Below are 14,106 nucleotides of genomic sequence, written 5' to 3' on the forward strand. Positions count from 1 at the left end.
TTGATTGTTAAAACTGCTCGGGCTTTAGTAATACATACACGATGTATGCAAACACGCCTACTGCTACTATGAGTAATGCTATCATCGTTTGCTATAATTTTAATTTTCCATTATCGTTTTGAGGTATTCCTTCCTCAATTCTTTTGGCAATATGGCCAGATGCTTTTTTAAACTTGCTGGACTTTCTTCTATGGACAGCTTAGTCAGAAATTCATTTTCGATCGCATTACGTGTATATTGGTTTCCTCCCTGATATATCAAATTCACCACTTTTGCAATTTCTTCGGCGTCTGCATACTCATATTCATTACCTGAGTTCATCTTTTTTAAGCATTGTTCGGCTAATTTCCCTAATACGATATAATCAGCTACGGTATGATCGCCTAATTCTTTATCTGAAATCCAATTACTGGACTCTGGTATCCATTCTTCCAGGGTACTTATCATTTTTGTTTTCATTCTATTATTTTTTCATTTGTTGATGACTGCTCGAGTAGTACATAATAGCTGCTATATATCAAGATTATCTACTTCTTGGCTTCACCTTAAATCTGATCAAAAAAGTCAATTGATTTAAAAAACAGTGCAAAACAAATTACACCGACAAGTGTCAATATTATGGCTATCATCTTTATCAATTTATGTGCTGAGAATATCTACAAATTTTACAAGCGCAAAAGTCACAATTGCAACAAAGGCAATTTTCAATAGTCCGGACGTTATGCCGGATTTCCAGTACCTGTCGTACTGCCTGATTTTTTTCCATTTTGAATTTAACATGAGTATTCATTTTGGAAGTGCTGGATGCCAATTTTATTCCAAGTCTAATAACAGGAAAATAAAATACTCAATAAGAGTAACTTAAGGCAATAACGCAAATAATTAAAAACAGAAAAACCTATCAAAATGATAGGCTCATTATCATAATAGAAGGAATTTTAAGAGGTATGATGCAGAGTGATATAAGGTTAAAAGGAATTTTTACAGAGAATTATTACACTGCTCGAAAGTTGTAAGGAACAACATGTCTGAAAGAGCCAAGAATAGTGGCATTATAATGAAAGTAATATAAAAATGGCCGTATAATGAATATAAGGCCGATATACAGATAAATTGGTATTAACGAGATCCAATTGACATTCTTATAACAACAATTGGATTTTTTTATCTTAAACTATAAACTTCTAAGTTCTCTGAGGAATAGTCTATTCTTTCCAAAATCAGTTCAATACAAGTTTGAAATATACTTAACAAAGTAATTATTAAACAATCATCCGAGAGGAAGATTACAATATGTAAGGCCTCCGTAAGACCAGAGACCTCTAGCTCATGATATTAATTTATACTCTTCAATCTTACGATAGAGTGTTGCAATACCAATTTCCAAAAGACGAGCAGCCTCTGCTTTGTTTCCCTGAGTATGGTGTAGTACTTTTTGAATATGCACTTTTTCTACACTTGCCATGGAGAAGGCAGATAACATTTTTACACCTGAATCAACGGCTATACTAGCAAAAGGAAGCGTGTCAACACACAATACATCATTATCTGATAAAATCACACTACGTTCTATGCAATTTTTAAGTTCACGAATATTTCCTTTCCATTGATGGTTTTCCAATGCAGTAATATATTCAGGCGAGATTTGTAATTCTTTTCTCTTAGCACGCAAAGAAAAGATTTGTGTAAAATGATTTGCCAATAAATGAATATCTTGCTTACGTTCACGCAGTGCTGGCAAATAAATACTGAATACCGAAAGACGATAAAATAAGTCACTTCTGAAATGTTCATTTGCTATTTCTTCTTCCAAATTACGATTCGTAGCTGCAATAATACGAACATCTACACGTGTTACTTTTGTTTCTCCAATTTTTAAAAATTCGCCAGTTTCTAATACCCTTAAAATTTTGGCTTGCAATTCCACTGGCATTTCGCCGATTTCATCAAGAAAAATAGTGCCTTTATTTGCCTCTTCAAAAAGTCCTCTTTGATCTTTCATTGCACCGGTAAAAGAACCGGCCTTATGTCCAAATAATTCACCTTCCAATAGTTCTTTACTAAAAGCAGCACAATTAATGGCGACAAAATTAAACTTACTACGGTTACTTGCCTGATGTATCGCTTGTGCAAACACTTCTTTTCCAGTTCCTGTATCACCTGTTAATAACACTGTTGTATCAGTAACAGCAACTCTTTTTGCTAAATCAATTGCATTTAATATTGGTTTCGATTTTCCGACAATCTTGTCAAAGGAATAGCGGTCTCCTAGCTGTTTTTCGAGTTTTTGAACTCTTTTTGCCAATGCTACCTTTTCGCTTGCATTATTTACTAATGGAATAATCTTATTGTTATCGTCTCCTTTGGTAATGTAATCAAAAGCTCCATTTTTAATTGCCTGTACGCCATCCGGAATATTTCCATATGCTGTCAACAAGATAATTTCAATTAACGGGTACTTCTCTTTTATTACTTTTGTGCTATCTACACCACTTCCGTCGGGTAATTTAACATCACAGATTACAACATCAATATCTTGCTCTTCCAAGCGTTTCAATCCTTTCTTTAAATCTGAAGCTTGAAATACCTCAAAGCCTTCTAGGGTAATAATTCTAGCAAGTAGTGTACGAATCTTTTCTTCGTCGTCGATGATTAGGATAGTGCTCAATGATTAAATTTTAGATATCAAACTTAAGTAAATTTTAGGCGAAACTTATTATGTATATCAGATACAATTTGTACCTAACGACCAAAATGATCATAGTTATCAGTTGCAAACTTTTCAAAACGTGTTAATAGGGCAATATTATCACGTTCCAATTGCGTTAGCTCTTTTGTTACATCATTGGAAACCGGCACATACCAATCCACCGGATCAAAGAATTGACGCACATTAATTTTAGTAAAAGCATATCCATGACGTGCAAAAATAGTATTTCGAATAATCTCTAAATCCAACTTCTTCAAATTTTTTAAATCGGCTTCTGTGAGCTTTGTTTTTGACGCATTGAGCGTATATACAACAGGCGATGCTGCACGATATAAATCATTAATAAAGGTGTAAGTTGAATCTCCGTCTGCCATCGTCTTTGATTCCTTTTTTGACGCATACCAATCAATTAATGGTTCGCTATTTTCATCATTAGGTAACATGAGATTAGCATTATAAACGAACTGTTTTTTTATTAATTTGAAATTCCTTTTTTTCACATTTACACTTTGATCAAATGCTGTCCAAGCCCCCTCTAAAGTATCTTTATTCAATTTGAACTCAAATCTTCCGTCAGATTTTTTATCTCCGGGCTCATCCAAGATAAAGGTGATCAAATTTCCATTTTCTTCTATTTTCCCTACCAAAGGTCTTAAATTTCCTTTTACCACATTTTGCGCAATGACTGTATCGGCTGTAATTCTTTTAATTGTCAAATTAATTTTAGGACTATAATCGAATTCAGCAGGAAACTCGCCTTGCTTTTCAAGAATTTCTTCCGAAACTTTTTCATCTACAGTAAAATCGCCTACCCAATTTCCATATAATTCTGGATGAATCTCATTTTCGACCATAGCTCCCGAAACTGATTGGTCTGAAGATTTTTTATCTGTTTTACTATTACAAGAGGTTAGCATGACGAATGCCAGTGCAATATAGAAAAGTCTTTTCATATTATTTATTACGGTTAATTATCCATTCTGCAATTAGTAGATTTGGAATCCAGCCTAACCAGGCCACCAATTGGTATAGGTCCATGGGATAGGGATGAAAGAAATAAACTAATACAAGTTTCCAATAGCGCAAAGTTAATGCCGAACATGTCAATGCAAAACTTCTGATCATAAAATTTTTATGCGCTTTAAAATCTCCCGTTTTTGCTCTTAGAACAGCTTGAAGTGTAACGTAAAACCAAAATATTGCAAGTAATGTAAAGGCAATCTGAGCAACTGGTCCACCGTTAGCTTGCATTGCGATTAAAAAACCAGAGGGTGCTGCAACAATTAAAATAGCACCAGCATATAAATAACCAAATGCTCTATGTAAACGTGGGTATGTTCTTAAAATGGTGCTATTAAATTGTGTAAATCCAGCTGGAAGCGCTAAAATTGCAAAAGTAACATGGGCATAAAACACAAATCTGTACCAGAAGATCTCTGTTATTTCAGTTTGTTTAATCTGTAAAAAAGAAGTATCTAATTCAAAATTTCGATATTGCCAAATAATTTCTGCCATTAGAATACAGCTATATCCAAACAGTAATAATAGTATTAAATTACCTATGATTTTTTTCCAACCCAAAGTCATCTCTTCCAATTTGATTTAATTAAGGTAATTTAAAAAATTACCTTAATTTTCAAAATTTCAATTAACAGCCAATGGTAATGCCGTTCACAATAACCGCTTCTTTCTTTACGACCACGATACCGTCACAAACAGCATAGGTCTCATAATCTCCATCTTTAAGATGCTTCCCTCCTTTTATACGAACATTATTACCAATACGACAGTTTTTATCTAGGATTGCATTTTCAATATAACATCGTTCACCGACGCCTACTGGCGGAGGTGCCTGCGTACTTCCTAATTCCAAAACTTCCTCCAGTTGTTCATAATAATCACTCCCCATCATATAGGTGTTTTTAATCACTGTACCATGTCCTATACGGGAGCGAATACCAATGATGGAACGCTGAATTTTATCGCCATTAAGAATACATCCATCTGCAACAATTGTATTGTTTAATGTAGTTCCTGATATTTTAGAAGGAGGCAACATCCGTGCTCTTGTATAAACTGTTTCATTAAACAAATTAAAATCAGGGATATCATCGGTTAAACCAATATTTGCTTCAAAAAAAGAACTAATTGTACCAATGTCGGTCCAGTACCCATCAAATTGATAACTCAGTACATTTTTGGAATCTATACTTTCAGGAATGATTTCTTTCCCAAAATCCATACCTGGATTTTCTTTGAGTAAGGAGGCCAATACTCCTTTTGAAAAAACATAAATCCCCATAGAAGCTAAATAATGTCTACCGCGCTTATCCATCTCTTCTGATACTTCGGACCCCCAGTTTAACAGTTCTTCTTTATTAGGCTTTTCTATAAAGGAGGTAATAACATTATTTTCATCCGATTTTAAAATTCCAAATCCTGTTGCATCTTTACCAGTGACAGGAATAGTTGCAATGGTGACATCTCCTTTGTTTTTAACATGAAAGTCGACTAATGCAGCATAATCCATTTGATACAATTGATCACCTGAAAGAATAAGTACATAGTCATAATCGACATTCAGCAGATTTTTCTGTGTTCTCCTCACAGCATCAGCTGTTCCTTCGAACCACCGATCGCCTTCATTATTTTGATCTGCAGCTAATATATCTACAAATCCTTTACTAAAAATACTGAAATTATAAGCGTTTTTAATGTGCTTATTTAAAGATGCCGAATTATACTGTGTCAGAACAAAGATTTTATTATATCCGGAATTTAAGCAATTCGAAATCGGAATATCCACCAAACGGTATTTACCAGCAATTGGTACAGCTGGTTTTGAGCGCTGTTCGGTCAAGGGATACAAACGAGTACCTCGTCCACCCCCCAAAACAATAGAGACTACTTTGTGTGACATATTATTTCAATAATTTAGTGTACAAATCCAAATATTTTTGAGCTGACTTATTCCATGAAAAATCCAAATGCATTTCCCTTTGTCTAATTTCTGACAACAAATCGGCCTGGTTAACTATTTCTAAAGTCCTTATCACACCCTGTACTGCATCTTCAACATGTGCTTCGGGAAATACGATACCGTATCCACCTGTATCTTTCACATCAATAACTGTATCTTTGAGCCCGCCAATACCTCTTACGACTGGAATTGTCCCATACTGTAGGGCATATAATTGGTTTAATCCACAAGGCTCCACTCTTGAGGGCATCAATAACAGATCTGTTGCTGCATATACTTGATGTGCAAGTGATTCATTATACCCAAAATAAACTGCAAGCTGTTTTGGGTATTTTTCTAAAACCTGTTGCAAAGCATCCTGAATATCTTGATCTCCTGAGCCTAAAATAAATATACTCATTTTGGATTTAATATTTCCCAAAAGTTGATCAATTATTTCAGCTAATAAATCTGCTCCTTTTTCTATAGCAAATCGGCCTATAAATGACATTAATGGTAAAGAAGGATCTAATTTATACTGTTCACATAAGCTTTTTTTATTTTGTGATTTACCTTTTTCAACTGTATTAAGATTATAATTCGAATCAATTAAAGTATCTAACTGCGGATTCCAATAATCTGTATCGATCCCGTTAACAATGCCGTATCCTTTTTGCGATTCGGATGCAAACAAAGATTGTAGATCATTTGCTTCGATAAATAATTCTTTTAGATATCCATCTGAAACCGTAGAAAATGCATCGCAACATTTAACCGCTGCTGCCATGGGATTTATTACACCATCCCAATCAAGCAATCCCCATCGCCAAGTATCGAAACTTGGCAATAAAATACCTTTACTCCAATTCATCCAGCCTTGATACTGCCCATTGTGAACTGTAAAAAGTGTTTTAACATGCGAAAACTGTTGAAATTCATAACTGTATTTCAATAAAAAAGGAACCAATCCAACATGATGATCATGACAATTGATCAAATCGGGTTGTATGCCATCTGCTTTTAACCAATGTAAAAAAGCATGTTGAAATGATAGCCATTGCTCAGATTCATCTGGGTAACAGTATACTTCCTCACGATCTAATTTACCGGGTATGCGAATGAGATATAATGGAAATCCAAGTAGATCATCTGCTTCCTTCAAAATTTCATAATGTAATAATTCCGATCCTTGATAGAAAGCTCCGGAAGCAATATGATCAAACTTATTTTCTTGTGTAAATTTCCGATTGTACCAAGGCATAACAACGGATGCGTCAACACCAAGTTTACGCTGATATTTAGGTAAAGCTCCCAATACGTCTGCCAGTCCGCCTACCTTTGCTACCGGAAAACATTCAACACTTAAATGTATTACTTTCATTATGCTTTTCGTTTTAATATTATACCTCCTAAAGGTGGTAAAGTTATCGTTATCGATTGCTCAAAACCCATCCAGTGAACATGTGTTGAATTGTAAGCTTCGCCGATCAGTCCACTCCCATTAAATTCTAATTGATCTGAATTCAAAATTTCCTCCCATACGCCATTTTTTGGTATACCTATCCTAAATTCTTTTCTAACAACTGGGGTTAGATTTAATATGACTAATAAGTTGTCTTTTTCTTCATATCCCTTGCGTAAATACGCGTACACGCTATTGGTATAATCTCCTTGTTCTACCCATTGAAACCCATCGCCTACAAAAGCTTTCTGATAAAGTGCAGGTTGACTTTTGTACACACGATTTAAGGCGGTAACAAATCTAAGCATACCTTTATGTGGCGAATAATCCAGTAAGTGCCAATCCAAAGATTTGTTTTCATTCCACTCTGCTGTTTGTGCAAATTCATCACCCATAAATAACAGTTTCGTCCCGGTTAATGTAAACATATACAAATAAAGTGCTCTTAAATTTGCGAATTTTTGCCATTCATCACCCGGCATCTTATACAAAAGAGATTTTTTTCCATGCACAACTTCGTCATGAGATAAGGGCAACATAAAATTTTCATGATATGCATACACAGTTGCAAAAGTCAATTTGTGATGATGATATCGGCGATTAATAGGATCTTCTTTGAAATAATCTAACGTATCATGCATCCAACCCATCATCCATTTCATGCCAAAACCTAATCCTCCTACAGATGTTGGCTTACTTACACCAGGCCAAGATGTTGATTCCTCTGCGATGGTATGAACATCTGGGAAATGATGATAAACAGCTTCGTTAAATTCTTTTAAAAACTCTACAGCTTCCAAATTTTCTCTTCCTCCAAATTTATTGGGTTCCCACTCGCCTTCATTACGCGAATAATCAAGATAAAGCATGGAAGCAACGGCATCCACACGCAAACCATCCACATGATACCGGTCCAACCAAAAGAGCGCATTACTAATGAGGAATGATCGCACTTCGTTTCGACCATAATTAAAGATATATGATTTCCAATCTGGATGAAAGCCCTTTCTTATATCTTCGTGCTCGTAAAGGAAACTACCATCGAAACGATATAATCCATGAGCGTCACCAGGATAATGTGAAGGTACCCAATCTAAAATTACACCGATATTATGCTTATGTAAAGATTCGATCAAATACATTAAATCTTGTGGTCCCCCATAGCGTGAAGATGCAGCAAAATAACCCGCAATCTGATAACCCCAAGATGGATAAAAGGGGTGTTCCATAACAGGAAGAAACTCGACATGTGTAAATCCTGTTTCTATTATATAGGGAACTAATCGATCTGCAATTTCGCGATAGGAAAGCAAACGATCGGGATCTGAAGGATCACGTTGCCAGGAACCCAAGTGCATTTCATACACCGACATAGGTTTATCCAAACTATTAAACTGAGCTCTTTGTGACATCCAGTTTTTGTCCTCCCACTCATACCAAGTTGTACCGACAATTGACGCAGTTTGTGGTGGTAACTCACTAATCAACGCAAAAGGATCAGCTTTTTCCAATTGCTCTCCTGCCATCGAATTAATATGATATTTATATACTTCTCCTATTCCAATATTTGGAATAAATCCCTCCCAGATACCACTTCCGTCCCAACGCACATGCAAAAGGTGTGTATAAGGATTCCAGCCATTGAAATTTCCAATGACGGAAACTTGACTTCCATAAGGTGCCCATACGGCAAAATAAACTCCTGATTGACCGCTATACTCAACAACATGAGATCCAAATTTCTCATATAATTTGTAATGTCTTCCAGCTCTAAATAATGATATGTCGAATGCTGTAAGTAACGAAAATACTTCTACTGGTTGACCCATGATCAGATTAGGTGTTAGGTTTAATAATCGTAAATTATGTTATAATTAAGTTTCTGAAATCTTTTTCTACTTGGATGTAATCATTGCCTGATTCATCTTTTAACAAGTTGAGTTCAACACCATCTGCCTTAACTGTTCTTACTTCAAATGGAATGCCGATCAGATAAATTTTGTAATCATCAAATCTTTCATTGTAAAGTCCTTCCACTTGTTGCAGTATCACTAAGCTATTATCTGTCCCTTCTAAGAGGAAGTGTTTTTCAGCATAGACACTTTGTTCATAAGCAAAGGTATCGCCATGATCAGCATAGGTATAAGAGTCAAACTTACCTCTACTGAAATAAACATTCAATTTCAATGCATCAATTTTTTGCTGAAATGTATATTGCATCACGGGATATTCAGGAATTATACTTCCTCCTTTTACAAAAATCGGCATTTCATCTAGGGGAGTATCAATAGTATGTTCCTGTAAACCTACATATTTCTGTAAATTGAAATAATAATACCATTCTCCTTCTGGAAGATAAACCACTTTATTCTTTTGTCCAGGATTAAGAACAGGTGAGACTAAAATTTTATCTCCGAAACAAAACTCTTCCTCTCGTATTAAATTTTTAGGGATATGTTGTTCCACCAAGGAAATCGGTCTTAAAATAGGTTCTCCATAACGATGTTGTTGCCAAAAAATGGTATAGATATAAGGTAGTAATTTATACCTCATTTCAATAAATTTCTTACATATTGCTTCCCATTCAGGGCCAAAACTCCATGGTTCACGGTCGCGGGTATCACCTGCGGAATGTACACGCATGAATGGAGAAAAGACGCCAAATTGCATCCAACGTGTAAACAATTCTCCATCCGGTTCTCCTGTAAATCCTCCAATATCGGTTCCGCAAAAAGAAAGTCCCGAAACGGATAATCTCTGCAACTGCAAAAGACCAATACGAAGATGTTCCCATGTTGCAATATTATCTCCGGTCCATACCGAAGAAAAACGCTGTGTACCCGAATACGCTGCTCTCGTGATAGTAAAAGGTCTTTTATTTTTATATAGCTTTTTTAAACCATCATATGTAGCACGTACCATCTGCATGCCATATATATTGTGCGCTTTCCTGTGGGAACCTCGATAGCCATCATAGTTATGTCTTACGTCATCCGGAAATGTACCTCTTCCAAAAACAGCAGGTTCATTCATATCGTTCCAAAATCCAGCAACTCCGTCATCAACCAAGCCTTTGTATAAAGTACCCCACCATTCCCTTACAGTTGGATTTGTAAAATCGGGAAACTGACATCTTCCAGGCCATACAAAACCTTCCATAAAATAATCATCACCTCGACGACAGAAATACCTATTTTGCTGTCCTTCCTTGAACACCCAATAATTTTCATCAACCTTAATACCAGGATCTATCATAACCACTGTTTTAAAGCCGTTGGCGGCCAAATCTGATATCATTTTTTTAGGATCCGGAAAATATTTTTTGTCCCAGGTGAAACAGCGATAGCCATCCATATAATCGATATCAAGGTAAATAGCATCGCAAGGAATTTCTCTTTTTCTAAATTCTGCTGTTATATCTCTTACATTCTGCTCAGGATAATAACTCCATCGACATTGATGGTAACCAATCCCCCATAATGGAGGCATATAATGGGTTCCAGTGATACTATGATAACGTTTTACCACATCGATCATATTTGGGCCATGAATATAATAATATTGCATCTCACCGCCTTCGGACCAGAAGCTTGTACGTTGTTTATTTTCTGAAGCAAAATCGAAGAATGTTCTGAATGTATTATCAAAGAAAATACCGTAGGCTTCTCCACCAGTCACTCCGATATAAAAAGGAATTGTTTTATAAAGGGGATCTTGATTAAAAGCATAGCCATAGGTATCCGAATTCCAGTTTTTAAATCGTTTACCTCTAAGATTTAAATTTGTTGCTTTGTCTCCCAAGCCGAAGAAAGCTTCATCTTCATGTGCCTTTTTGCTGCAATAGACATAATAACCGCCGAAGTCTGGATTTTCCTCCCAATGCATTGGTTTGTCATCGGTATTGAATACTTTACCTGAAAGATCTTGAAATGAAACCAAAAAATCTGTTTTACGGATAGCGCAGATCACCTTATTTGTTTTCACGTAATAACTTGTTTCATCTTCATCTACAGAAAACGATACTGCGTGCTGATCTGTATCGATAACAGCATAAGAAAAGTCATCTAAAAAAGATCCTTGAGGAGCCAAACGAACGCGAATAATTTCATCAGAAACTATTCGAATTTCCACTTTAGCAATACCATCTGTAAAATAAAATGTATTCCGATCCTTAGAGCATGCTCTTACTCTAGCCAGGTATTTTTTCTCTATAGTAGGAAGGTCTAATACAGGATTATTAACATGATGTACATTATCTTCAGACGAGTTTGCATCTAACAGATCATTTGCAATTTCCTCTTTTTTTATCGAGTCTCCCATAGTATTTATCTTTAAATAATTTAATCAGTTTAAGCTGAACTTAAATTACGATAAATAATACAAAAACTCGCTACATCATGAAGTAAAGAATAAACTTAATTTTATTTTATAGCTTATTTGCTACGGATTGCTTCCACTGGATCTAATCTAGAAGCCATCAAAGCCGGAACAATACCTGATATCAAACCAATTAACGTCGAAATAAAGACTGTCAAGAGTACCATCTTTATACTCACGACAATTGCTAACCCAGTACCAATTTTAACCAATAATGTGATCAGAAACACGATAGATAAGCCAATAGCACCGCCTAATAGACAGAGCACGATTGATTCGATCAAAAATTGAGACAATATAAAAAAGTTTTTAGCTCCTAAAGCCTTTTGAATACCAATAATATGTGTACGTTCTTTGACACTCACAAACATAATATTGGCTATACCGAATCCGCCTACCAATATGGAGAAAATTCCAATACAGAAACCGGCTAGATTTACAATGCCAAACATTTTATCCAGTTGGGAAGTTATCATGGTTGTTTGATTAATTGAAAAATCGTCCTCTCGTTGTGGAGAAATGCGGTGAATTGAACGCATTAAAACTTTAATTTCACTTTCAGCTTCTGCTAAAGAATACTTTGACATCACTCGAACAGCAATACTAGGTGAAAAATTATCGTAATTAACTAGATTTCGAGCAAGCTCAAAGGGAATAAATGCACTATTATCAGGAGAAGTATTGATCAGCACTCCTTCCCCTTCCTTCTTTAATACACCAATTACCTGTACCTTCCGTCCCAGCATGTTGACATATTTTCCCAGAGGATCACTATTTGGGAAAAGTCCCTCTGCGATGACAGCACCTAAAACAGTCACTAATGACCCTGCACGGGTTTCGCTTTCGACAAAATATCTACCTTTTTCAACATTCAAATTCTGAATACTGTACTGATCCTGTGTTCCTGCTGAAATAGACACCCCAGAGGCATTATTATTTTTATATTTAATCGTAGAATTACCGATATCAATCATATAGGCAATCTTATCTGCCGTTGTTATGCGTTCTTTCAGCATTAAATAATCCTCATATTTAGGTTCTGGTCTATTGAGATATTTCCACCAAGGGAAATCGGGCCCTCCAGTCCAAGGCCATTTCTGAACATATAATGTATTTGATCCTATCTTCTTAACAGAATCTTCTATATTATTTCGTAATGTATCAACAGCTGAAAAGACACCAATAATCGTTAAAATACCTATTGTTACCCCTAATAAGGACAATAAAGTACGCGTACGGTTATCTTTTAGAGCCGACAGTGCGAATTTTGCACTTTCCTTAATGAGACCTATTGCTAGCATATTCAGGTTCTAAATTACAATTAAGTTTTGATTTTATGTCAAAATCAATTCATTAATCAATTTAATCCAGAAAGAAACTCCCTTTTAACTAAAAAATTGACTACCTTTGTATGCTTATTTATGTTCCAATAAGTCTGTTATAGGGAACTTAAATACATATAAAAGGCAATCATTTAAAATATCAATATTAAAGATGAAGTTATCTCAATTTAAATTCAACTTACCAGAGTCTCTTTTGGCGTCTGAACCAACTGAAAATCGTGACGAATCACGCTTAATGGTTTTACACCGTGATACTGGTAAAATTGAGCATAAAATTTTTAAAGATGTATTAGATTATTTTGATGACAAAGATGTCATGATTTTAAATAATACAAAAGTTTTTCCGGCGCGTCTATATGGCAATAAAGAAAAAACTGGTGCTACAATCGAAGTTTTCTTGTTACGTGAATTAAACAAAGAACTTCGTTTATGGGATGTATTGGTTGATCCAGCTCGAAAAATCCGTGTAGGAAATAAACTTTACTTTGGAGATGATGATTTATTAGTTGCTGAAGTTGTTGACAACACGACTTCACGTGGACGTACAATCCGTTTCTTATTTGATGGAACTGATGAAGAATTTCGTCGTAATATTGAGATTTTGGGTGAAACTCCACTTCCAAAATATATTACTCGTAAAGCAACACCTGAGGATAAATTTCGTTATCAAACAATTTATGCTAAAAATGAAGGAGCAGTTGCAGCACCAACTGCAGGTCTTCACTTCTCTCGCGAGTTGATGAAACGTTTGGAACTAAAAGGTGTTGATTTTGCTGAAGTAACTTTACATGTTGGATTAGGAACTTTCAGAACGGTTGAAGTTGAAGATTTAACAAAACACAAAATGGATTCTGAGCAGTTTATCATCACGGAAGAAGCTGCTAAAACAGTAAATAAAGCTATTGACTTAAAAAGAAGAGTTTGTGCCGTAGGAACGACTTCAATGCGCGCAATCGAATCAGCTGTTTCTGCTGATCGTCACTTAAAACCAGCGAACGATTGGACGAGTAAATTTATTTATCCGCCATACGATTTCAGTATTGCAAACTCAATGATCACGAATTTCCATACTCCAGAATCTACTTTATTAGTAATGATTGCTGCTTTTGGTGGTTACGAACACGTTATGAATGCTTATGAACAAGCGGTTAAAGAAAAATACAGATTTTACAGCTATGGCGATGCCATGTTGATTATCTAATCGACAATTAAAAAATACAGACGTGGATAAATAGTATATTTATCCACGTTTTTT

Annotated in this window: 11 protein-coding genes; 1 reads left to right on the forward strand and 10 read right to left on the reverse strand. The window is 35.4% G+C overall.

Annotated features, from left to right (window positions below; all coding sequences use genetic code 11):
* Positions 1-7 precede the first annotated feature (7 nt).
* The 10 genes from kdpF to M2265_RS09525 all read right to left on the reverse strand — a co-directional run bounded on the left by kdpF (position 8) and on the right by M2265_RS09525 (position 12,809).
* Complete coding sequence (gene kdpF, locus M2265_RS27010; protein WP_084825336.1) at positions 8-85, reverse strand: K(+)-transporting ATPase subunit F; 78 nt, start codon at positions 83-85, stop codon at positions 8-10.
* 14 nt (positions 86-99) lie between these two features.
* Entirely contained in the window at positions 100-459 is a 360-nt protein-coding gene (locus tag M2265_RS09485) for a hypothetical protein (protein WP_132771819.1), read from the reverse strand.
* A gap of 868 nt (positions 460-1,327) precedes the next feature.
* Positions 1,328-2,668 carry a sigma-54-dependent transcriptional regulator gene (locus tag M2265_RS09490; RefSeq protein WP_132771820.1) on the reverse strand — a complete coding sequence of 447 codons (1,341 nt, stop codon included), beginning with the start codon at positions 2,666-2,668 and terminating at the stop codon, positions 1,328-1,330.
* Between the two features lie 74 nt (positions 2,669-2,742).
* Positions 2,743-3,663 carry a YARHG domain-containing protein gene (locus M2265_RS09495; RefSeq protein WP_021191543.1) on the reverse strand — a complete coding sequence of 307 codons (921 nt, stop codon included), beginning with the start codon at positions 3,661-3,663 and terminating at the stop codon, positions 2,743-2,745.
* 1 nt (position 3,664) lies between these two features.
* Positions 3,665-4,225 carry a DUF2306 domain-containing protein gene (locus tag M2265_RS09500; protein ID WP_237682874.1) on the reverse strand — a complete coding sequence of 187 codons (561 nt, stop codon included), beginning with the start codon at positions 4,223-4,225 and terminating at the stop codon, positions 3,665-3,667.
* 133 nt (positions 4,226-4,358) lie between these two features.
* A complete protein-coding gene (locus M2265_RS09505; RefSeq protein ID WP_021188128.1) occupies positions 4,359-5,630 on the reverse strand; it encodes a glucose-1-phosphate adenylyltransferase in 1,272 nt (423 codons plus the stop codon).
* 1 nt (position 5,631) lies between these two features.
* The gene (locus tag M2265_RS09510) at positions 5,632-7,050 is read right to left on the reverse strand and encodes a glycogen synthase (protein ID WP_132771821.1); all 1,419 of its coding nucleotides are present in this window, start codon (positions 7,048-7,050) and stop codon (positions 5,632-5,634) included.
* Positions 7,050-8,960 carry a 1,4-alpha-glucan branching protein GlgB gene (glgB, locus tag M2265_RS09515; RefSeq protein ID WP_132771822.1) on the reverse strand — a complete coding sequence of 637 codons (1,911 nt, stop codon included), beginning with the start codon at positions 8,958-8,960 and terminating at the stop codon, positions 7,050-7,052. The genes M2265_RS09510 and glgB overlap by 1 nt, the downstream gene beginning before the upstream one ends.
* 34 nt (positions 8,961-8,994) lie before the next feature.
* A complete protein-coding gene (locus M2265_RS09520) occupies positions 8,995-11,451 on the reverse strand; it encodes a glycoside hydrolase family 31 protein (protein WP_132771823.1) in 2,457 nt (818 codons plus the stop codon).
* A gap of 113 nt (positions 11,452-11,564) precedes the next feature.
* Positions 11,565-12,809, reverse strand: a complete 1,245-nt coding sequence (locus tag M2265_RS09525) for an ABC transporter permease (protein ID WP_132771824.1) — start codon at positions 12,807-12,809, stop codon at positions 11,565-11,567.
* A gap of 193 nt (positions 12,810-13,002) precedes the next feature.
* Here M2265_RS09525 and queA point away from each other — a divergent pair, with 193 nt between their 5' ends.
* Complete coding sequence (gene queA / locus M2265_RS09530; protein ID WP_045752934.1) at positions 13,003-14,052, forward strand: tRNA preQ1(34) S-adenosylmethionine ribosyltransferase-isomerase QueA; 1,050 nt, start codon at positions 13,003-13,005, stop codon at positions 14,050-14,052.
* Positions 14,053-14,106 lie beyond the last annotated feature (54 nt).

It is taken from the genome of Sphingobacterium kitahiroshimense (assembly GCF_025961315.1).
Lineage (GTDB): Bacteria > Bacteroidota > Bacteroidia > Sphingobacteriales > Sphingobacteriaceae > Sphingobacterium > Sphingobacterium anhuiense.

Bases quoted from the DNA above. Each gene is read 5' to 3' on its own strand.
- glgB (WP_132771822.1), bottom strand. From the start codon at position 8,960: ATGGGTCAACCAGTAGAAGTATTTTCGTTACTTACAGCATTCGACATA.
- M2265_RS09485 (WP_132771819.1), bottom strand. From the start codon at position 459: ATGAAAACAAAAATGATAAGTACCCTGGAAGAATGGATACCAGAGTCC.
- M2265_RS09505 (WP_021188128.1), bottom strand. From the start codon at position 5,630: ATGTCACACAAAGTAGTCTCTATTGTTTTGGGGGGTGGACGAGGTACT.
- kdpF (WP_084825336.1), bottom strand. From the start codon at position 85: ATGATAGCATTACTCATAGTAGCAGTAGGCGTGTTTGCATACATCGTG.
- M2265_RS09520 (WP_132771823.1), bottom strand. From the start codon at position 11,451: ATGGGAGACTCGATAAAAAAAGAGGAAATTGCAAATGATCTGTTAGAT.
- M2265_RS09525 (WP_132771824.1), bottom strand. From the start codon at position 12,809: ATGCTAGCAATAGGTCTCATTAAGGAAAGTGCAAAATTCGCACTGTCG.
- M2265_RS09495 (WP_021191543.1), bottom strand. From the start codon at position 3,663: ATGAAAAGACTTTTCTATATTGCACTGGCATTCGTCATGCTAACCTCT.
- M2265_RS09500 (WP_237682874.1), bottom strand. From the start codon at position 4,225: ATGGCAGAAATTATTTGGCAATATCGAAATTTTGAATTAGATACTTCT.
- queA (WP_045752934.1), top strand. From the start codon at position 13,003: ATGAAGTTATCTCAATTTAAATTCAACTTACCAGAGTCTCTTTTGGCG.
- M2265_RS09510 (WP_132771821.1), bottom strand. From the start codon at position 7,050: ATGAAAGTAATACATTTAAGTGTTGAATGTTTTCCGGTAGCAAAGGTA.